The 20053-nt window shown below is 44.2% G+C and carries 21 protein-coding genes; 14 read left to right on the top strand and 7 right to left on the bottom strand.

The window, feature by feature from the left end; genetic code table 11:
• Nucleotides 1-116 precede the first annotated feature (116 nt).
• From H0W44_05105 to H0W44_05055, 11 genes are all read left to right on the top strand, one after another.
• Nucleotides 117-749 carry a phosphoribosylanthranilate isomerase gene (locus H0W44_05105; protein MBA3581816.1) on the top strand — a complete coding sequence of 211 codons (633 nt, stop codon included), beginning with the start codon at nt 117-119 and terminating at the stop codon, nt 747-749.
• A complete protein-coding gene (gene trpB / locus H0W44_05100) occupies nt 736-1944 on the top strand; it encodes a tryptophan synthase subunit beta (GenBank protein MBA3581815.1) in 1209 nt (402 codons plus the stop codon). The genes H0W44_05105 and trpB overlap by 14 nt, the downstream gene beginning before the upstream one ends.
• Entirely contained in the window at nt 1941-2765 is an 825-nt protein-coding gene (locus H0W44_05095) for a tryptophan synthase subunit alpha (GenBank protein ID MBA3581814.1), read from the top strand. The genes trpB and H0W44_05095 overlap by 4 nt, the downstream gene beginning before the upstream one ends.
• 29 nt (nt 2766-2794) lie before the next feature.
• Nucleotides 2795-3673 (top strand): acetyl-CoA carboxylase carboxyltransferase subunit beta, encoded by an 879-nt coding sequence (locus tag H0W44_05090; GenBank protein MBA3581813.1) that lies wholly within the window; start codon nt 2795-2797, stop codon nt 3671-3673.
• 25 nt (nt 3674-3698) lie between these two features.
• Nucleotides 3699-4964 (top strand): bifunctional tetrahydrofolate synthase/dihydrofolate synthase, encoded by a 1266-nt coding sequence (gene folC, locus H0W44_05085; protein ID MBA3581812.1) that lies wholly within the window; start codon nt 3699-3701, stop codon nt 4962-4964.
• 74 nt (nt 4965-5038) lie between these two features.
• Entirely contained in the window at nt 5039-5644 is a 606-nt protein-coding gene (locus H0W44_05080) for an SPOR domain-containing protein (GenBank protein ID MBA3581811.1), read from the top strand.
• Between the two features lie 6 nt (nt 5645-5650).
• The gene (locus H0W44_05075) at nt 5651-6148 is read left to right on the top strand and encodes a CvpA family protein (protein MBA3581810.1); all 498 of its coding nucleotides are present in this window, start codon (nt 5651-5653) and stop codon (nt 6146-6148) included.
• 27 nt (nt 6149-6175) lie between these two features.
• On the top strand, nt 6176-7693 hold the full coding sequence (gene purF / locus H0W44_05070) for an amidophosphoribosyltransferase (GenBank protein ID MBA3581809.1): 1518 nt from the start codon (nt 6176-6178) through the stop codon (nt 7691-7693).
• A 10-nt stretch (nt 7694-7703) separates the two neighbouring features.
• Complete coding sequence (locus H0W44_05065) at nt 7704-8264, top strand: L,D-transpeptidase (GenBank protein ID MBA3581808.1); 561 nt, start codon at nt 7704-7706, stop codon at nt 8262-8264.
• 20 nt (nt 8265-8284) lie between these two features.
• Nucleotides 8285-8989, top strand: a complete 705-nt coding sequence (mtgA, locus tag H0W44_05060; protein MBA3581807.1) for a monofunctional biosynthetic peptidoglycan transglycosylase — start codon at nt 8285-8287, stop codon at nt 8987-8989.
• Between the two features lie 163 nt (nt 8990-9152).
• Nucleotides 9153-10349 (top strand): O-succinylhomoserine sulfhydrylase, encoded by a 1197-nt coding sequence (locus H0W44_05055; protein ID MBA3581806.1) that lies wholly within the window; start codon nt 9153-9155, stop codon nt 10347-10349.
• A 26-nt stretch (nt 10350-10375) separates the two neighbouring features.
• Here the strand turns inward: H0W44_05055 and H0W44_05050 are convergent, their stop codons facing one another.
• From H0W44_05050 to H0W44_05030, 5 genes are all read right to left on the bottom strand, one after another.
• Nucleotides 10376-11131 carry an SDR family NAD(P)-dependent oxidoreductase gene (locus H0W44_05050; protein MBA3581805.1) on the bottom strand — a complete coding sequence of 252 codons (756 nt, stop codon included), beginning with the start codon at nt 11129-11131 and terminating at the stop codon, nt 10376-10378.
• Between the two features lie 77 nt (nt 11132-11208).
• Nucleotides 11209-12438 (bottom strand): DNA recombination protein RmuC, encoded by a 1230-nt coding sequence (locus H0W44_05045; protein MBA3581804.1) that lies wholly within the window; start codon nt 12436-12438, stop codon nt 11209-11211.
• Nucleotides 12435-13091 carry an HAD-IA family hydrolase gene (locus tag H0W44_05040; protein ID MBA3581803.1) on the bottom strand — a complete coding sequence of 219 codons (657 nt, stop codon included), beginning with the start codon at nt 13089-13091 and terminating at the stop codon, nt 12435-12437. The genes H0W44_05045 and H0W44_05040 overlap by 4 nt, the downstream gene beginning before the upstream one ends.
• Nucleotides 13088-13813, bottom strand: coding sequence for a bifunctional 2-polyprenyl-6-hydroxyphenol methylase/3-demethylubiquinol 3-O-methyltransferase UbiG (gene ubiG / locus H0W44_05035; protein MBA3581802.1), 726 nt, complete (start codon nt 13811-13813; stop codon nt 13088-13090). The genes H0W44_05040 and ubiG overlap by 4 nt, the downstream gene beginning before the upstream one ends.
• A 5-nt stretch (nt 13814-13818) precedes the next feature.
• A complete protein-coding gene (locus tag H0W44_05030) occupies nt 13819-15135 on the bottom strand; it encodes a TRZ/ATZ family hydrolase (GenBank protein MBA3581801.1) in 1317 nt (438 codons plus the stop codon).
• Nucleotides 15136-15310: 175 nt separating this feature from the next.
• Here H0W44_05030 and H0W44_05025 point away from each other — a divergent pair, with 175 nt between their 5' ends.
• From H0W44_05025 to H0W44_05015, 3 genes are read left to right on the top strand one after another with little or no spacing between them, the layout of a single operon-like run.
• Nucleotides 15311-15940 carry a penicillin-binding protein activator LpoB gene (locus H0W44_05025; GenBank protein ID MBA3581800.1) on the top strand — a complete coding sequence of 210 codons (630 nt, stop codon included), beginning with the start codon at nt 15311-15313 and terminating at the stop codon, nt 15938-15940.
• Nucleotides 15941-15994: 54 nt separating this feature from the next.
• The gene (locus H0W44_05020) at nt 15995-17305 is read left to right on the top strand and encodes a hypothetical protein (GenBank protein ID MBA3581799.1); all 1311 of its coding nucleotides are present in this window, start codon (nt 15995-15997) and stop codon (nt 17303-17305) included.
• Nucleotides 17306-18292, top strand: a complete 987-nt coding sequence (locus H0W44_05015) for an LPP20 family lipoprotein (protein MBA3581798.1) — start codon at nt 17306-17308, stop codon at nt 18290-18292.
• A 206-nt stretch (nt 18293-18498) separates the two neighbouring features.
• Here H0W44_05015 and H0W44_05010 read toward each other — a convergent pair whose 3' ends face one another.
• Together H0W44_05010 and H0W44_05005 are read right to left on the bottom strand one after the other, a co-directional pair.
• Entirely contained in the window at nt 18499-18825 is a 327-nt protein-coding gene (locus H0W44_05010) for a hypothetical protein (protein ID MBA3581797.1), read from the bottom strand.
• Nucleotides 18826-18997: 172 nt separating this feature from the next.
• Entirely contained in the window at nt 18998-20050 is a 1053-nt protein-coding gene (locus tag H0W44_05005; protein MBA3581796.1) for a 2-oxoacid:ferredoxin oxidoreductase subunit beta, read from the bottom strand.
• Nucleotides 20051-20053: the final 3 nt, after the last annotated feature.

Below are 20053 nucleotides of genomic sequence, written 5' to 3'. Positions count from 1 at the left end.
ATTTTCTAAGGGGTTCCCTGGAAAACTCGGTAATAAATCCCATCGACGATGATGTTAATTATTGGATTTTGTTTGGTGTTGCACATTACTTCGTTCTTTTTTAAGGTCGATTCTGCATGAAGCCGCGAATCCGAGTGAAAATCTGCGGCATTACGCGTGAAGAAGATGCGCTCGCAGCAGCACAATGTGGCGCGGATGCGATTGGTCTGGTGTTTTATCCTCCGAGCGCGCGTCATGTGAGTGTGTCGCAAGCGCGGCAAATTGCCGCACAGGTTCCACCTTTTGTAACCGTCGTCGGTTTGTTTTTAGATGCGACGGAAGAGGCAATTCGTGCAGTATTAGAGGAAGTTCCGCTCGATATGCTGCAATTCCATGGTCGAGAAACGGCCGCAGAGTGTGATCGTTGGGGGTATCGTTATTTAAAATCCGTGCCCATGAAAGATCAACCGGATTTACACGATTTTATGCTTCGCTATCCAAACGCAGCCGGTTTTTTATTAGACACGGTTTCTGCTGGCGAAGCCGGTGGTTCGGGGCAAGTATTTGCTTGGCAGGCGTTACCGACTAACCTTACACACCCCACCATTTTAGCGGGTGGCCTCACACCGGAAAATGTGAGCTCAGCCATGACTCAAACGAATTGTTATGCCGTAGATGTGAGCAGTGGTGTTGAAGATGGAAAAGGCATTAAATCATTGAAAAAAATACGCGCTTTTATGACGGAAGTCCGAGCTTATGAATCACATTAATTATCATGCATATCCCGATGAAAACGGCCACTTTGGTGAATTTGGTGGACGCTTCGTATCTGAAACTTTAATGGCACCTATTGAAGAGTTAACCGCTGCATACGAGCGTTATCGCGACACGCCAGAATTCCTTAATGAATTGCACTCTGATTTAAAACATTACGTGGGTCGACCTTCGCCATTATATTTTGCTGAACGTTTAACAAAAGAATGGGGCGGCGCAAAAATTTATTTAAAGCGCGAAGATTTAAACCATACCGGCGCGCATAAAATTAACAACACGATTGGCCAAGCATTATTAGCAAAACGCATGGGTAAGACTCGTGTGATTGCAGAAACAGGCGCAGGTCAACACGGTGTAGCAACCGCAACGGTAGCCGCACGTTTAGGATTGGAATGCGTAGTGTATATGGGCGAAGACGATATCGTCCGCCAAGCACCGAATGTTTATCGCATGCGTTTATTAGGCGCAACCGTGGTTGCCGTTAAATCAGGCTCGCGCACGTTGAAAGATGCAATGAATGAAGCGATGCGAGATTGGGTGACTAATGTCGATAATACTTTTTATATTATTGGTACTGTTGCAGGACCGCATCCTTATCCCGCGATGGTGCGTGATTTTCAAGCTATTATTGGGCGTGAAGCGCGCGAACAAATTCAATTAGCAGAACAACGTTTACCCGATGCATTAATTGCATGTGTGGGCGGCGGCTCAAATGCGATTGGATTATTTTATCCGTTTTTAAATGATGCCGATGTTGCTATGTATGGTGTAGAAGCAGGTGGTCACGGACTTAATACAGGCGAACATGCTGCACCATTAAGTGCGGGTAAGCCCGGTGTTTTACACGGTAACCGTACTTATTTAATGGAAGATGAAAATGGACAAATTAAAGCCACACATTCTATTTCGGCAGGTTTAGATTATCCCGGTGTAGGCCCTGAACATTCCTGGTTAAAAGATAGCGGCCGCGTTAATTATGTTAATGCGACCGATGCAGAAGCGATGGCGGCATTTCATTTGTTAACGCGCAAGGAAGGCATTATTCCCGCGTTAGAAAGTGCGCATGCGATTGCTTATGCGGCTAAGCTCGCCCCGCAAATGTCGGCTAAACAAATTATTATTATTAATTTATCCGGTCGCGGTGATAAAGACGTGAATACCGTGGCTAATTTGCAAGGCATTACGTTATGAATCGACTTGACCAAACATTTGCATTGTTACGCGAATCCAAACGCGCCGCTTTAATTACTTATATTACTGCGGGTGATCCTCAGCCTGATGCAACCGTTGGTTTTATGCATGCATTGGTGAAAGCCGGTGCGGATGTATTGGAATTAGGTGTACCGTTTTCTGATCCGATGGCGGATGGCCCCGTCATTCAAGCCGCACACGAACGCGCGTTAGTGCATAACATAAGCTTACGTGATGTACTCGCGATGGTGAAAGCGTTTCGTGAACACAATCAACATACACCGGTCGTGTTGATGGGTTATTTAAATCCAATCGAAGTTATGGGTTATAAAACTTTCGCACAAGCGGCTCAAGTGCACGGTGTGGATGGTGTGTTGACAGTTGATATGCCGCCGGAAGAAGCGGTTAAAGCAGTGGCTATTTTCCGTGAAGAAAATTTAGCGCCGATTTTTTTAATCGCCCCAACGTCTACTCCTGCACGCATCGCGCGCATTGCAGAACTCGGCAGCGGTTTTTTATACTATGTTTCGCTTAAAGGTGTGACCGGTGCGGCAAGTTTGGATGTTGGCGCAGTAACGGAAAAGTTAGCCTTGATTCGGCAATACAGCGACTTACCCTTAGGCGTAGGTTTTGGTATAAAGGATGCGGAGAGCGCGCGTCAAATTGGTCGAATTGCCGATGCCTTGATCGTAGGCAGCGCCTTGATTAAACAAATTGAAACTCATCTAGACTCGCCAGCGCAGGCTGAAAAAGCCATGGCGCATTTAGTGAGTGAAATACGTACAGCACTGAATGACTTAGCTGCGGCAAATGCAGCTTAATAATATTAAATAACGTTACGGGATCCATTATGAACTGGTTTGAAAAACTGATTCCTTCTAAAGTTGGTAACAACAGCAAAAAAACTTCTGTGCCAGAAGGGTTGTGGATTAAATGTGAAGCGTGCAGCAATGTGCTGTATCACGAAGAGCTGATCAGTAATTTATATGTATGCCCTAAATGTAATAATCATATGCGCATCTTTGCGCGTCAGCGTTTAGATTTATTTTTAGATGCAGAAAACCGTGAAGAAATTGGCGCAGATATTACGCCTATCGATACTTTGCATTTCAAAGATACTAAAAACTATAAAGACCGTTTGGTAACCTTCCAAAAAAATACCGGCGAAACCGATGCCTTAGTGGTGATGCGCGGACAACTGTTAGGTAATCCTATCGTCGCTGCTGCCTTTGAGTTTCGTTTTATTGGCGGTTCTATGGGCTCAGTAGTCGGCGAACGTTTTGTGCGCGGCGCTGAACGTTGCTTGCAGGACAATGTACCTTTTATTTGTTTTACTGCATCCGGTGGCGCACGTATGCAAGAAGGTTTGTATTCATTAATGCAAATGGCAAAAACCAGCGCAGCCTTAGCAAAACTTGCCGAACGCGGCATTCCTTTTATATCAGTTTTAACGGATCCGACTACGGGTGGCGTATCAGCTAGCTTAGCCATGTTAGGCGACGTCAATATTGCGGAACCTAATGCTTTGATTGGTTTTGCTGGTCAACGTGTGATTGAGCAAACCGTGCGCGAAAAATTACCAGCAGGTTTTCAGCGTAGTGAATTTTTATTAGCGCATGGCGCGATTGATATGATTGTACCGCGCGGTCAAATGCGCGAGACCGTCGCTTCAATTTTCAGCATGTTACATTATCGTTCCGGTGTAAAAGCACCTGTGTCCGCGGCCTAGTGTTGTTGAGTGTTGTTGTGTTTTGATAGGATCCACTTCACAGCCTAATTCTTTATCTGAATGGCTAGACTGGCAGACACGCCAGCATTTTAAATCGATTGATCTTACTCTTGAGCGCGTTCGCATTGTGTACGAACGCCTCGCTATTGCCCGCATTGCTCCCCATGTTATTACTGTAGCCGGTACTAATGGCAAAGGTTCTTCGGTTGCTTTATTAGAAAGTATCTTGCGCGCGGCGGGTTATCGTGTGGGTTGTTATACCTCACCTCACATACTGCGATATAACGAACGCATCGTGGTTAATCAGCAAACTATTAGCGATGAAAGTTTATGCGCAATTTTCGCCCGCATTGAAGCGGCGCGTGGAGAGATTGCCTTAACCTATTTTGAATACGGGACGTTGGCGGCTTTTTTATATTTTGCAGAACAATCATTAGATGTCGCTATTTTGGAAGTTGGTTTAGGTGGCAGACTCGATGCAGTGAATTTAATTGATGCCGATGTGGCGTTGATTACAACGATTGATTTAGATCATTGCGAATGGTTAGGTAATGATCGCGATAGCATTGCGCGCGAAAAACTGGGAATTGCGCGTAAAGGTCAGCCGCTGATTGTGGCAGAGTTAAATCCACCCGAGAGCATCGCAGAAATAGTCCAACGCGTGCAGCCGCAGCTCTATCAAGCAGGACAACATTTTGGTTATCACCTCAACAATAACACCTGGCAATGGTGGCAGGGCCCGCATTTGCGCTGGACTGATTTACCTAAGCCGGCTTTACTCGGCGAGCATCAATTACAAAATGCCGCCGCCGTGTTATGCGTTTTAGCCTGTTCGCAGACACGACTGCCGGTAACGCAAATCGCGGTTGAACAGGGCTTGCGTGAGGTGCGTTTAGCTGGACGCCTACAGCGCGTTACTGAAAATGTATGGATAGACGTCGCGCATAATCCGCAGGCAATGCGCGCCCTTGTTCCGGTTTTGGCTAACGTGTCAGGATCCTGGCATATCGTTTTCGGCGTATTGGCGGACAAAGACGCTAAACAGATGTTAGAAATTTTAGAACCGCTCGTGGTTTCGTGGCATTTAATTACACCCAATAATCCACGGGCGCTGAATGCTGAAGTACTAGCCGCGGCGTTGCCAGAAAATTCGCAACACGTCGCCGCTGTAACGATTAGTGCGTTACCACAAGCATTGTTAGCCGCCCAAGCAGCAGCGCAACAAACGGGCGGTCAAGTTTTAGTATGTGGATCATTTTATACCGTGGCCGAAGCATTAAGTGTTCTTTAGTGGTGGAACGCGCTACAGATGCATGCCGCATAACGGTATAATGGCGACCTCTAATATCTCGCAGTGAGCAGGCCATGGAACGTCAAGTACAACAACGTTTGGTCGGCGCCATCGTCTTGGTCGCACTCGGTGTTATTTTCATTCCCATGTTGTTTGATCAGTCCGATAAACAGGCCTGGCTCAGCAAAACCTCGCAAATCCCAGACGAGCCTAATATAACCGTACGTGATCGTTTGGCCGAACAAGAACCCATTCCAGAAATTGTGCCGCCGCCGGCGTTAACTGAAACATTGCCTGCTTTGCAAGCTGAGCTGGGTGTTACCGCGGAAGACACCGTGTTAGCGACACAAAATGAATTGCAAGCGCGCTTGCCGGCAGCTACTGCAACCGTTGCTGCGACCATTCAAAAAACACCGCCTAAGCCTGTCATCAAAGAAACTAAAGCAGCACCGCGTTGGTGGGTACAAGTCGGTAGCTTTGGTAAACAAGCGAACGCGCAAGTGTTGAAAGATAAATTGCAACAGCAACAATATAAAAGTGCTATCGCAAAATTAAAAGGTACTACCGGCATTATTTATCGTGTGCGTGTGGGGCCAGTAACGGACCGTGCAAAAGCGGATAATTTGCTAAAACAATTACAGAGCAAAGGTTATCGTGGCATGGTAACGAATGATGAGTAACTAATAGTGATGGGTTTTGCGTGGATTGATATTACCATTGTATTAGTAATGCTAATCTCAATTGGGATAGGCGCATTCCGTGGCTTTACTCGCGAAGCGTTATCATTAGCTACCTGGATTATGGCGTCGGTATTATCGATTACTTTAGCCGGCAAATTAGCGCCGATGTTGTCCGACAGTATTGAAACTCCGCAATTTCGAATTGCCATTGCGATGGCTATTTTGTTTGTGCTGAGTATGGTGGCGGGTGGTTTAATCACTTTTTTAATGATGGGTTTATTGCAAGCGTCACATCTGCAAGGTATAGATCGTAGTATCGGTATTGTGTTTGGTTTATTACGCGGCGTGATTGTTATTTCGATTTTAGTTATGTGCGGTGTATTTAGTAATATTCATCACGCGAGCTGGTGGCAAGAATCAAGTTTATTACCTTATTTTACGACGTTGTTACATTGGTTGAAAAATGTAATGCCGAGTGATATTGCGCAATATATTTTAGTTTAATTTACTCCGTTCAAAAGGCGAATTAGCATGTGTGGCGTTGTCGGTGTTATCGGAACTGCAAATAGTGGTCCGGTTAATCAGATGTTGTACGACAGTCTGATTTTGTTGCAACACCGTGGTCAAGATGCAGCGGGCATCGTAACCTGTAATTACGATGGTAAATTATTCATGCGTAAATCCTTAGGTTTAGTGCGTGACGTATTTCAACAACGTCATATGGAACGTTTAGAAGGTAGCATGGGCATTGCGCATGTACGGTATCCCACCGCAGGACATGCTAAAACGTCGACCGAAGCACAACCATTTTATGTGAATTCACCTTTTGGTATTGCATTGGGTCATAACGGTAATTTAACCAATGCCGATGATTTGCACGCTGAATTATTTCAAGAAGACCTACGACATATTAATACTTCGTCTGACTCGGAAATTTTGTTAAATGTATTTGCGCATGAAATGCAAAAATACAGCAAAGCCAGCATGAGTGAAGACGATGTATTTTATGCCGTAGCAGGTGTGCATCGCCGCGTTAAAGGTGGTTATGCCGTTGTTGCTTTAATTACCGGGCGAGGCGTTTTAGGTTTTCGCGATCCAGATGGCATCCGCCCTTTGGTTTACGGTAAACGCGACACCGCGCATGGCACTGAATATATGATCGCCTCTGAAAGCGTCGCGTTAGAAGGCAATGGCTTTAAAATTGTCCGAGACATTGAACCCGGCGAAGCTGTTTTTATTGATAAAAAAGGCCAAGTATTTACGCGTCAATGTGCGGAACATACAACACGCACAAACTGTATATTTGAATTCGTTTATTTTGCGCGTCCTGACAGCATTATCGACGGCGTATCAGTGCATCATGCGCGCATGCGCATGGGCGAAAAACTCGCATCAAAAATTATGCGCGTATGGCCAGATCATGATATTGATGTGGTGATTCCTATTCCTGATACCAGTCGCACCTCTGCACTAGAATTGGCTTTGCATCTTGATTTAGATTATCGCGAAGGTTTTATTAAAAATCGTTATATTGGTCGTACTTTTATTATGCCTGGTCAAGTAGAGCGTACTAAATCCGTGCGACAGAAATTAAATCCCATTGGTTTAGAATTTAAAGGTAAAAATGTTTTATTAGTTGATGACTCGATTGTGCGCGGCACCACTTCACAGCAGATTATTCAAATGGCGCGGGAAGCAGGTGCACGCAAAGTGTACATGGCCTCGGCGGCGCCACCGGTGCGTTATCCCAATGTATACGGCATTGATATGCCAGCAGCACAAGAATTTATTGCACACAATCGAACTGAAGTTGAAATTGCTGAAGCTATTGGTGCGGATAAATTAATTTACCAAGATTTAGACGACTTAATCGAAGCCGTAAAATTTGGCAGTCCAACATTGGAGCAATTTGATTGCTCTTGTTTTAATGGTGAATATATTACAGCGGATGTGGATGCTGCTTATTTCGCTAGTTTAGAGCATCGTCGAAATGACAAAGCTAAAGCGCATAATGAAGCGTTGGCTATGATTGAAGATACCGATCTTTGAGTTTTTGGCAGTGAATGAAAATCCGCAATCGCTTGGACTTGAAAAAGTCATACACGCTGTTACAGAAAAAACAGGCAGTTCTGCGTCTCGATTTATTTGGATTAACGTTGCTGAGCAGTGTTTGTATCTAATTGATGCTAAACAAGTCGTTCAGCAGTACGCGATATCCACATCACGTTACGGTGTGGGAAATCTGCAAGATAGTTTTAAAACCCCTTTAGGCCTGCATCACATTGCAGAAAAATTAGGCGCCGAGTGTAGCTCAGGAGAAATATTAAAAGCGCGACAAGCTACGGGAGATTTGGCGCCGATTTGCCAAGACGCGATCGCCTTGGACAAAGACTATATTACGTCGCGTATTTTATGGTTAAGTGGATTAGAGCCTGGTTACAATCAAGGCGGGCAGGTTGATTCTCACTCGCGTTATATTTACATCCATGGCACCGCAGAAGAAGGTTTGATTGGTCGTCCTGCTTCTATTGGTTGCATACGCATGCGCAATCAAGATGTCATTAAATTGTTTTCCGAAGTAGAGCAGGGACTGCTAGTTATGATTACCAGCGACAATTAAAAAAATCAGGAATTAATGCAATGAGTGTTCGTCGTATAGCCAATTGGCTATTTTTTTGTGTCTTATTTTCTTTGTTGTTGCCCATCGCAATCATGACGAGTTTGCGTTGGATTAATCCATTGGGTAGCAGTTTTATGTTTTTGCAACAACATGGTTGGTTTATGGAGCGCGAGCCTTGCGAAAAAATTTATTATCAATGGTCAGATTATGAAGAGATTGCGGCACATGTTAAATGGTCAGTGTTAACCTCTGAAGATCAAAAATTTTTTGAGCATCAAGGTTTTGATCTTGAGTCTATTCAAGATGCAATGGAAGAACGTCGGCGACGTGGTAAAACGCGGCACGGCGCTAGTACCATTACTCAGCAAATGGTGAAGAATTTATTTTTATGGCCAGGTAAAAGTTGGCTGCGTAAAGGTTTGGAAGTTTATTTAACAGTAATTGCTGAAACAACTTTAAGCAAGCGTCGCATTTTAGAAATTTATATTAATATTGCCGAATTCGCGCCTTGTACTTTTGGCGCAGAAGCGGCTGCGCGTAACGTATTTCATGTACGCGCAAAATATTTGAGTGTGCATCAAGCCGCATTAATGGCCGCCGTTTTGCCTAATCCTAAACGTTTGCGGCTAAAGAGGCCGTCACCTTATGTGCAACGACGCGCATATGAAATTGCTTCAGAAGCAAAAAAATTGCGAATATTGCAAATATTGCCGGTTCCAAAATAGCGCAGCGAGTTGACTTCAGGGTTTATCTGCGCTACTTTCCTGTGGCGCCGATTTGATAAATTTCAGCTTGCGGGCGCAATAAAAATGCAGCTAAAGCAAGGTTGGTCACATTTCAAAACCTGCTTCGCTAAGCAGGTTTTTTTGTTTGTGTAGGATGAAAAAAATGTCTGAAAAAGAACAGCAAGAAATTGAAAGTCAATGGGGGTTTGATACCCGCTCGGTGCGTGCTGGACAAGTGCGCAGTCAGTTTGGCGAGCATTCTGAAATTATTTATACAACGTCTAGTTTTGTATTTGATTCAGCTGAACAAGCCGCGAATCGTTTTTCCGGCGTGGAAAGTGGCTATGTTTATTCACGCTTTAGTAATCCTACGATTACCGCGTTTCAAAAACGCTTAGCCATATTAGAAGAAGGTGAGAGCTGTGTAGCATTTGCTTCTGGCATGTCGGCCATTAGTTCAACTTGTTTGGCCTTATTGCAACAAGGTGATCATATTGTTAGTTCGCGTGGCGTATTCGGCGCTACTGCGCAATGGTTTAATAAATATTTGCCGCGCTACGGCATTGAAGTCAGTTATGTGCCGTTGATTGATCTTGACGCGTGGCGCAAAGCGATTCGAAAAAACACTAAATTTTTGTATCTTGAAACGCCTTCTAATCCTTTGACTGAAATCGCGGATGTGCGTGCATTAGCGAATCTTGCGCATGAGTATGGTTGCTTGTTAGTAGTGGATAATTGCTTTTGCTCGCCCGCTTTGCAAAAGCCATTAACATTAGGTGCAGATATTGTGATTCATTCGGCCACTAAATATTTAGATGGTCAAGGTCGTGCTATTGGCGGCGCGGTCGTCGGTTCTGCAAAAATAGTAGGCGAAACGATTTTTGGATTTTTGCGCACGGCAGGGCCTAGCATGAGTCCGTTTAATGCTTGGGTTTTTATTAATGGCATGGAAACGTTGCGCATTCGGATGGAGGCGCATAGTCATAATGCCTTGCAAGTTGCGCAATGGCTAGAAACGCAGCCGCAAATAAGCCGCGTGTTTTATCCTGGCTTGCGATCGCATCCACAACATGAGTTAGCCAAACAACAACAAAGTGGTTTTGGTGGCATTGTTTCTTTTGAAATGAAAGGCGGGCGTGACGCGGCTTGGCGAGTCATTGACAGCACCAGTATGCTGTCGATTACAGCGAACTTAGGTGATGCAAAAACTACTATCACTCATCCCGCAACAACGACGCACGCTAAACTAAGCCCAGAAGAAAAAACCGCCGCAGGTATTACTGAAGGTTTAATTAGAATCGCCGTAGGTTTAGAAACTGCGGAAGATATTATTAAAGATTTACAAGCAGGTTTTGCTTAAATAAAAATCGTGTTAACTGGAAAAAGTTAATGCGTGTTCTGTACGGTCTTTAATTCCGCTGCCTGTGCGCTAATAATGTGTCCATTGTTTGTGTGTGTGCTAAGTAATAAAGGCAATAATTGCGCAGCGATAACATCAGCCGTGGGCAATAGGGTTTGATCTAAACCAGGATAGCCATGTGATTGTGTTGGTGTTTGCATGGCACCTGGACGAAAAATATTCGCTGTTAACTGAGTGTTTTGATTTTCTGCGGCGATACTTTTAAATAAATTTTCCATCCCCATTTTTGCTGCGCCATAAGCACCCCAATAGGCGCTTTGATTAAAATCATGGCTGACATAAACTAAACGCGCGGCCGCGCTTTGCATAAATAATTCGTATAAAGAACGCACTAAATAAAAAGGTGCGTGTAAATTTATTTGGATGCTTTTATGCCACACACCAGGATCGTAATAACGCACCGGTGTTAATGCGCCTAACCACGTTGCCGTGTAAACAAACCCGTCAAGTCGTCCAAAAGATTCGTTAATCATAGTGGCTAGTTGTCCATACGCAGCTTCTGGCTGTTTTTCTAAATCAAAGGGAATGCTTACGGGTTGTGCGCCACCCTTAGAAATAATTTGATCATAGACTTGATTCAATTTATGTTTGTGTTTACCCAGCAATAAAACCGTCGCGCCTTCATTCGCTAACTGCAGCGCTAGAGTGCGACCTAATCCATCGCCGGCGCCGGCAACTAATATAACGCGATCTTGTTGTAATTTTTTGTGCTCGTTCGTCATTCTAAGAATCTCTATATGTTTATAAATAAATTTGGCTAAGTGGGTAGATCGTTGCTAATAATGTTTAACAAGATAAGTTATACGGATTTTTCATCATCCACAGATAAATTACTAATAGGAGAGCGTGGCGTGATATCGATACTGCTTAAATCTTCTAAAGATTTTTTCTGTTCAACGCCCAGTTCAGTAAATTTACGTGCGCCGGGTAATACGCTGTTTTCTAATGAACCTACGCTATTGTTATAACTTTCGACGCTGCTGCGTAATTGCCGACCTAATTTGCTTAAGTGGCCAGTGAAAGTGCTTAAGCGGTTATATAGTTCTACGCCTAATTGTTGAATGTGTTCTGCATTAGCGGCGACCGCTTGTTGACGCCATCCAAAAGCAACGGCGCGTAATAAAGCAATGAGTGTAGTCGGCGTAGCTAAGATCACGCGATTGCTCAAGGCGTAATCCATTAAGTCATAATCTTGTTCTAATGCCGCTGATAAAAATTGTTCGCCAGGAATAAACAGGATTACATAATCAGGCGAGTTTTTAAATTGCGACCAATAAGATTTGCTGGCTAAGCTTTTTATGTGACTGCGAATATTGCTGGCATGCTTTAATAAAAACGTCTGCTTATCAGCATCAGTTTGTGCTTCTATGGCGCTGAGATAAGCATCTAACGGTGTTTTAGCGTCGACAATTAATTCACGTTGGTCGGGCATGCGCACAATCATATCTGGTCGTTGCCGACCTTGTTCGGAATCAACGCTGATTTGTTCGTGAAAATCACAATATTCCACCATGCCAGATAATTCGGCGATACGTTTTAATGTTGCTTCACCCCATTGGCCACGCACTTGCGGTTTGCGTAAAGCATTAACTAGATTACGCGTTTCTTGTTGTAATCTAGCTTGGCTTTCGGCCACGCTTTTAAGATGTTGTTCAACCGCGCCGAGACTGTGTTTTCGATCTTTTTCAATTTCTCGTAATTGAATTTCGGTTTTAACTAACGCTTCTTTAACGGGCTTTAATAATTCTTCGATAGATTTTTCTTTTTTGTCTAATTCGTGCTTTGCTTGGATTTCATGCTTGCGAAAATTTTCCTCAGCCAATTTTAAAAAATTGTCGTTATTGTTTTTTAAAGCTTGTGCTGATAAATGCGAAAATTGATGAGCGATATCGGTTTGTGCGGTGATTTTAGCTTCTAGTTGACTGCGTTCAAGAGAGTGCTGATGTTTTAGCTGCATGCCGCGCCAAGCAGCAAATAATCCGCCAGCTAATAAACCGATAACAATACCTATCCATAAATCGATATTCATTGTTGTTTTAGCCAGTCGAGTACATCGGTAGCTTTGTGTAAATAACCGGCGCCACCCCAGCTATCGGTGGGCTCGTTTGCATCAATATAACCATACAACGCGATTAAAGTAGGAATGCCCGCTGCATTACCCGCTTGCACATCGCGAATGTCATCGCCTAAAAATACACATTGTGATGGTTGACGCTGAATTAATTTACACGCATGTAATAAGGGTTCTGGATGAGGTTTGCGTACGGCCAACGTATCGCCGCTAACGATACATTGTGGTTGCCAGGGTAATTTTATCGCTTTAAGCAAAGCATCGGTGAGCCAACCGGGTTTATTGGTAACGATGCCCCATTGCAAACCTAAAGTTGCAAGCTGCGGCATTAATTCTGCAACATGACTAAACACGGTAGAGCTATCGCAAATGTGTTCTAAATAAGTATCCAAATATTCTTGTTGCAAAGTGCGTATTTGATTTTCGGATAGTGCATCACCAAAACCCAGTTTTACCAAGGCTAAGCTGCCTTGAGAAACATGTACGCGGACAATATCGTAAGGCAAGGGTGCTTGACCATGTTTAGCTAATAAAAAATTTAGCGTGCCGACCATGTCAGGCGCGGTATCAATTAAGGTACCGTCAAGATCAAATAATAAAGTATCAATCATGAGGCTTTAACAGCGTGTAATAAATAATTAACCGACACGTCGTTATTCAAACGATGAATATGCGTGAGTGGATCGTAATGTAAACCGCTCAGTTGTTGTACGTGCAAACCTTGTTGACGCACGACACGACTTAATTCAGCCGGACGAATAAATTGATTATAAGTGTGCGTGCCGCGTGGCACTAAAGATAATAAATATTCCGCGCCGATGATGGCGAGTAAAAAAGCTTTGGGTGTGCGATTTAACGTAGATAAAAATAAATGACCGCCGGGTTTTAACGCCTGCGCACACGCGACAATAATCGCAGCCGGGTCAGGGACGTGTTCCAGCATTTCCATGCAGGTAATCACGTCATAATGCGCAACATGCGTGACACTATGCGTTTCTACGCTTTCAAGTTGATAATCAAGTTTTAGATTTTGTTGTTGAATGAGAGCGTTGCTGTGTTCTCGCGCCGCGTGTAAGGCGCCTTCCGCTAAATCGATGCCGGTTACTTGCGCACCTTGCAACGCCATGGCTTCGCTTAAAATTCCGCCACCACAACCCACATCTAAAATGCGCAAACCGTGAAAACCGGTGCGCATGCCCATTTGAGATGCAATAAACTGTAAACGCAGTGGATTAATTTCGTGCAGCGTTTTAAACGCACCGTCTAATTCCCACCACTCTTCCAGCGGTTGACTAAATTTTGCGAGTTCTTCTGCTAATACATTGTTGTGCATAATCGTTACGCCGGCGTGTAAATGCGCGCTCGCCATTCACTTGCGCGTTGTTTGATTTGAGTTTCATCTAACGTTGTGAGTTGAGCATTTTGTAAAACGTGTTTGCCGGCAATCCAAACATCGGATACTTGATCGCTGCTGGCGGCATACACAATTTGAGAAATCGGATCGTACAGTGGTTGCGTGCGTAAATGATCTAAATTAATCGCGATAATATCGGCTGCTTTGCCTGCTTCCAAACTGCCGGTGATATCACCTAAACCTAATGCTTTAGCGCCATTTAAAGTTGCCATGCGTAAAGCTTGCGCGGCTGGTACTGCGGTTGCATCTTGTGCGACGGTTTTTGCTAACAGCGCCGCAGTGCGCATTTCGCCGAGCATATCTAAATCATTATTACTGGCGGCGCCATCCGTACCTAGCGCAACATTAACGCCCGCCGCGAGTAATTTTGCCACCGGACAAAAGCCGCTGGCTAATTTTAGATTTGATTCCGGGCAATGCACCACATGTGTGCCGGTACTCGCTAACAACGCAATTTCTTCATCAGTGAGCGTGGTCATATGCACCGCCGCAAAACCGCTAGACAATAAACCGAGCGCATGTAAACGGGCCAATGGACGTTGGCCACTTTGCGCCACCGCTTGTTCGACTTCAAACGCGGTTTCGTGCACGTGACAAGTAATAGGAATATCCAGTTCGTTGGCGTAGGTCAGCAATTTCCGAAAGGGTTCGTCAGAGACCGTATAAGGCGCATGTGGACCGAACAAGGTCGTCAACAGTGCGTCGTTGTGAACTTCATCGTGTAAAGCCAAGCCCTTGCTAATGTACTCATCTGAGTTTTGCGCCCAGGCGGTGGGAAAATCTAAAACCGGCGTGCCGAGGCAAGCGCGGATACCGCTATCACGTACGACTTGAGCGACGATTTCAGGATAAAAATACATATCAGCAAAACAAGTCGTGCCGCCGCGCAGCATTTCGGCGATGCCCAAACGAGCGCCATCGGCGACAAAATCGGGTTTTACCCATTCCGCTTCAGCTGGCCAAATCTTGTTTTGCAGCCAGTCCATCAAGGGTAAATCGTCGGCCATGCCGCGAAATAAGGTCATCGGTACATGGGTGTGCGCGTTGATAAAACCCGGCAACACCGCATGGTGAGGTAAATCGTGAATGTGTCTCGCCACATACATGCGTTCGGCTTCATCGCTGGGCAAAATATCGATAATACGACCACTTTGCAGCACCAGTGCATGATGCTCGAGCACCACGCCAATGGGTTCAACGGGAATTACCCAGCGCGCTTTAATTAAGGTATCAATTACGATGGTCATAGCAGCTTCCCAATAACGGCGGGCAAGTTTACCGTGAAGCAGCAGGGATGGGAATTTTTCGGCATGCCGCGCATCAATTCATCGTTATAGTGGAGTTTCTACGTTAAATATTTTATCGTGCTACAAGCTCGGCTTCCTAATATCCCCACGGCATCGCAAAGGCATCAAGATGAAACAAACAACACACGGCAGTAAGTATCAGTACGCGTTTGCAATTATAGGTTTGGTAGGCTTGCTCAGCATCGGATTAAGCGGCTGCGCGGGCAAAGTTGAGCGTATCGACGCTAACTCAACGACCGATTTAAGCGGTGATTGGAACGACACCGATTCACGCCTTGTTGCTGAAGAAATGATTAAAGATGCGCTGTCACATCCGTGGGTGATGCAGTTTACTAATAGCAATCGCCGCAATCCAACCGTGATTGTCGGCACGATAGATAATAAAAGCCACGAACACGTCAATGTTGAAACCTTTGTTAATGATATGGCGCGTGCTTTAATTAATTCCGGCGAAGTAGATTTTGTTGCTAATAAAAACTCACGCAATGAGTTACGTGAAGAACGTCAAGAACAAGATATTCACGCGACAGAAGCGACGCGTAAAGCGGCAGGCCAAGAAATCGGTGCCGACTTTATGTTAAAGGGTAGCATCAACAGCATCATCGATGCCGTTGCTAAAGAACAAACGCGTTTTTATCAAGTTGATCTAACCTTGATTAGCCTGAAAGATAATAAAATTGTTTGGGTAGGACAAAAGAAAATCAAAAAAGCGGTTTCTAAAAAACGCGTACGTTTGTAATTTTCCTCAACCGCCTTCGTGATGTTGCAGCAGAAATCTCTGTGGCTAGTAATAATGGCTGCACTCAATCTAACATTGAGCGCATGCGCTAGCTATTCCACCCGCACTCAAGATTTTCGTCAGCTGTTAAATAATGGCGATGCTTCTCAAGCCTTAGATTACTTGCGCACACATCCACCCAGTGGTGATGATCGCGTGTTGTATGATTTGAATATGGGCTTAGTGTTGCGATTAAATGGAGAGCTTGCCGCCAGCAATACGGCTTTAGAAAAAGCTAAGCGTCACATGGACGATTTAGAATCCTTTAGCGTTACGGAAAATATTGGCACATTAGTAATCAATGATCAAACCGGTAGTTACGCTGGCCAGCCTTATGAACGTTTATATGTTTATGCTTATAAAGCACTGAACTATATTGATTTAGGCGATTGGGCTGGCGCTCGCGTAGAAATGCTGCAAGCCAATGTCAAAATGCAAGAATGGAATACAAGTAATAATGTTGAAGGCATTAAAGCTTCAGCATTTGTGCGTTATCTCGCGGGTATTGTTTACGAAGCCAATAATGAACTCAATGATGCATTGATCGCTTATCGACAAAGTTACGAGATTTACCAAGCTAATGAACAATCTACTCCCGAACCTTTGCAGCGTGATTTATTGCGAATAAGTGAACGTCTGAATCGTGATGACGAGCTAAAAAAATACCGCGCTGCTTTTGGCTTTATTGAAAATAAAAAACCTAAAGAAAATAAAAGTCTCCTTAAAGAGAATAAACCGCATATTGCTGAATTGGTGGTGTTGCATCATCAAGGTCTTATTAGCGCCATGCAACAACACAGCAGCATGGTGTTTGCCCCCACGTTAAGTAAAAGTATTCGCATCTCCGCGCCGTATTATGGGTCGCGCCCCTTTAGCGTCAATAACACAGACGTAATGCTAGATGATCAAACGGCGTTAACCGTCGAGTTAGAAAACGTCGATCAATTAGCGCGCAATAATCTGGAGGCGCGCATGGCGGGCATTATTGCGCGGATTATTGCGCGTTCAGTCGTTAAATATAATGTGGCCGATCAAGTCGGTGATCGCAATCCTTTATTAGGCTTGATGACGCAAGTCGTTAATTTGGTAAGCGAAACCGCAGACACTCGCAGCTGGCAAAGTTTACCTATGAATATTCAAATCACGCGTTTGCCTATAGAAATAGGCGAGCATCGCGTCATCATTAAATCCACCATGCCGAATGGCATGTCCTATCAGCGTGAACATATGGTCCGTATTAATAAAAATACCAGCATTATATTAATCAACGACCATACGAATGGGATTGATACGATACGAACAGAAAAATCCGCGAGGATATTTTAAATGTATATCATTATAATTTTTCTGAAAGTTTTAATGCTTACTTGTATTGCAGCCTGCGCAAATTTGAGTGCTGAACGTCCTAGTTGGTTAGATGATCCGAATAGTGTTTATCCTCAAGCAGAATATCTAAGCGCCAGCGGCAGTGCAGATACCGCTGAAAAAGCTAAAGATCGTGCCATGGCTAATACCGCAAAAATTTTTAGCGTAACGATTTCATCAGCAAGTCGTGACGTATTGCAAGTACAACAAAACACAGATATTAATAACAAAACTGAAAGCGTTGAACGTTCCGCGCAAATGTTTACCAATAGCATTGCCGCCCAAACCATGGAAGGCGTAAACATTGCACGCGAATGGCGCGATCCTAAGACCCAAGAATATTATGCGCTAGCGATTATTTCGCGTGCGCAAGCGGCCAATAAATTACGCGCTGCATTGCGCGGAATTGATGAAGCGCTAGAAGATTTAGCTCGACGCGCTAATGCCAGTGCGCAGCCTTTAGAAAAGGCGCGGCTTTATAATGCCATGTTAAAGTTAATGCCTGATCGAGAAGCATTGCAAGAAAAAATGCGCATCGTTAATTTGCAGGGCCTAGCTTATCCTGCAGAATATACCGTGAACGCGTTAGAGAATCAGCGTCGCCTTGCGCTGGAGCAAGTGGTTGTAAGCATTGCGGTAACAGAAGCGGCGATGGCTTATAAAAGTAATCTGGAAGCTGGTTTAAATGCATTAGGTGTAAAGCTAGCTCCCACTGCTGCATTACAAGTTTCCTTAGATATTAAAATGGAACCTATCACGCAAAAAGACGGGTGGTATTGGCTGCGTGGTGAAGTGGTGCTGAGTTTGAACGAAAATGCCGTGACGATTAACCGCATTGCAGAGCCTTTTAAAGTGCCGGCTACCACGAAAGAAGAGGCTATGGTTCGTGGACTGCGAAAAGCAGATGAAGTGATTTCGCTACGGTTAAATGAAGTTTTGTTGAATTAGCTTTTTAAATAATTGGGTAGCTCGTGTGGAAAAAACGTATTGCGACGAATGATTTTTCTAAAAAACGTCATTTCTCTTTGTGAAATATTTTTATTGCTAGATGCCACATTCGATAACGTGATCTGGCAGCTATCTTTTGAATGTTGATAACTGTCAGATGGTGCTATTTTCACTACTGGATAGATAACAGAATTGTTGGCCGGAAATTAATTCTTGTGATCTTCTTTTCTTTCTTCGCGTATTGTCTTGCGCATTTTTGCTTCGCGTTGTTTTGTCATTTCATCCATTTTTATCATTTGATCTTTGCTTAAAATGCCGGACAAATCAGTGCGAAGTGCTTCGCGTAAGACTTTCATTTTCTCAAAGTGTTTTTTATAAGCTTCTTTAACTTGTTTTTCTTGCTCTGGGGTTAGTTGCAGTTCTTGCGTTAATTTAGCCATGCGTCGATCTTGATCGTGCTCTTCAGGTTGAGCGGCTAAGGGCAGTGCTAGACAAAGAGCTAAAGAAAACAATGCTATTTTGGGGGTGCGCATAAAAATCTCCAAGGTCATAAACAAATATGAATTAATTGAACACAAGTAAGAAGTTTAGTGTGGAGATTCGTTCCCTGAAATGGATGTTTTATACCCGTTAATTGTAAATACTACGCACGCATAAAAAACCCGGCAGTGCCGGGTTTTTGTTTTATTGCCTATTGTTTGTTGTTTAACGCAAACTGTTGTTGATGTTTTCCAACGCTTTTGAACCTGGGCAGAGTTCTGCTTCGGTGAGTTGGCTTAATGGTTTGTTGGTGGTGCTGATCATTTCATGTAAATCAGCGGCGTTTGGATCCATGTATAACAATCCAGTTAAATAACTGCCTTTACGTTTTTGATCTTCAATCGCGTTTAACGCAGCTTGACGGTCGTGAATGTCGTGGCCGGTTTCGGCTTTGTGTAAGTGAATGGTTGAGCCATCATGCAGGGTAACTTCTTGAGTTTTGCCTGCTTCATATTGCGTGGTGATTTCTTTGCGCATAGGTACGAAGTCGACGGTGCCGGTAGCTTCAACGTGTTCACGTACGTAGTCGTAACTTTTAGTAGAGCCCACGTTATTGTTGAAGGTGACGCACGGTGAGATCACATCAATGAAAGCAAAACCATGATGCGATACGGCGGCTTTGATCAATGGAATTAATTGTTGTTTGTCGCCCGAAAAACTACGACCTACAAACGTTGCGCCGAGTTGAATGGCGATGCTGACTAGATCAATCGGCGAATAAAGATTTTCAACGCCTTTTTTACTTTTTGAACCAATGTCGGCAGTAGCAGAATCTTGGCCTTTGGTTAAACCATAACAACCATTATTTTCTACCATGTATAACATATTTAAACTGCGACGCACCACGTGCGCGAATTGTCCCATGCCGATAGAAGCGGTATCGCCGTCACCGGAAACGCCGATGTAAATTAAATCACGATTGGCTAAGTTCGCGCCCGTGGCGATGGAGGGCATACGACCATGCACAGAGTTGAAGCCGTGTGATTTGCCTAAGAAGTAGGTAGGTGTTTTTGACGAACAACCAATGCCGGATAATTTTGCAACACGGTGAGGTTCAATCGACATTTCCCAACACGCTTGAATAACCGCGGCGCTGATCGAGTCGTGGCCACAACCTGCGCATAAGGTTGAAATTGCACCTTCGTAATCACGGCTTACATAACCGAGATCATTTTTTGGCAGTTCGGGATGATGAATAGTAGGACGTTGATAGCTCATAGC

It is taken from the genome of Gammaproteobacteria bacterium (genome assembly GCA_013817245.1).
Classification (GTDB): domain Bacteria; phylum Pseudomonadota; class Gammaproteobacteria; order HTCC5015; family HTCC5015; genus JACDDA01.
The sequence above is the reverse complement of the archived record's forward strand: the minus strand, read 5'-3'. Positions and strand labels throughout refer to the sequence as shown.

Excerpts from the sequence above, each read along its gene's own strand:
- H0W44_05105 (MBA3581816.1), top strand. The coding sequence starts at position 117 with ATGAAGCCGCGAATCCGAGTGAAAATCTGCGGCATTACGCGTGAAGAA.
- trpB (MBA3581815.1), top strand. The coding sequence starts at position 736 with ATGAATCACATTAATTATCATGCATATCCCGATGAAAACGGCCACTTT.
- H0W44_05095 (MBA3581814.1), top strand. The coding sequence starts at position 1,941 with ATGAATCGACTTGACCAAACATTTGCATTGTTACGCGAATCCAAACGC.
- H0W44_05090 (MBA3581813.1), top strand. The coding sequence starts at position 2,795 with ATGAACTGGTTTGAAAAACTGATTCCTTCTAAAGTTGGTAACAACAGC.
- H0W44_05080 (MBA3581811.1), top strand. The coding sequence starts at position 5,039 with ATGGAACGTCAAGTACAACAACGTTTGGTCGGCGCCATCGTCTTGGTC.
- purF (MBA3581809.1), top strand. The coding sequence starts at position 6,176 with ATGTGTGGCGTTGTCGGTGTTATCGGAACTGCAAATAGTGGTCCGGTT.
- mtgA (MBA3581807.1), top strand. The coding sequence starts at position 8,285 with ATGAGTGTTCGTCGTATAGCCAATTGGCTATTTTTTTGTGTCTTATTT.
- H0W44_05055 (MBA3581806.1), top strand. The coding sequence starts at position 9,153 with ATGTCTGAAAAAGAACAGCAAGAAATTGAAAGTCAATGGGGGTTTGAT.
- H0W44_05050 (MBA3581805.1), bottom strand. The coding sequence starts at position 11,131 with ATGACGAACGAGCACAAAAAATTACAACAAGATCGCGTTATATTAGTT.
- H0W44_05045 (MBA3581804.1), bottom strand. The coding sequence starts at position 12,438 with ATGAATATCGATTTATGGATAGGTATTGTTATCGGTTTATTAGCTGGC.
- H0W44_05040 (MBA3581803.1), bottom strand. The coding sequence starts at position 13,091 with ATGATTGATACTTTATTATTTGATCTTGACGGTACCTTAATTGATACC.
- ubiG (MBA3581802.1), bottom strand. The coding sequence starts at position 13,813 with ATGCACAACAATGTATTAGCAGAAGAACTCGCAAAATTTAGTCAACCG.
- H0W44_05025 (MBA3581800.1), top strand. The coding sequence starts at position 15,311 with ATGAAACAAACAACACACGGCAGTAAGTATCAGTACGCGTTTGCAATT.
- H0W44_05020 (MBA3581799.1), top strand. The coding sequence starts at position 15,995 with ATGGCTGCACTCAATCTAACATTGAGCGCATGCGCTAGCTATTCCACC.
- H0W44_05015 (MBA3581798.1), top strand. The coding sequence starts at position 17,306 with ATGTATATCATTATAATTTTTCTGAAAGTTTTAATGCTTACTTGTATT.
- H0W44_05010 (MBA3581797.1), bottom strand. The coding sequence starts at position 18,825 with ATGCGCACCCCCAAAATAGCATTGTTTTCTTTAGCTCTTTGTCTAGCA.
- H0W44_05005 (MBA3581796.1), bottom strand. The coding sequence starts at position 20,050 with ATGAGCTATCAACGTCCTACTATTCATCATCCCGAACTGCCAAAAAAT.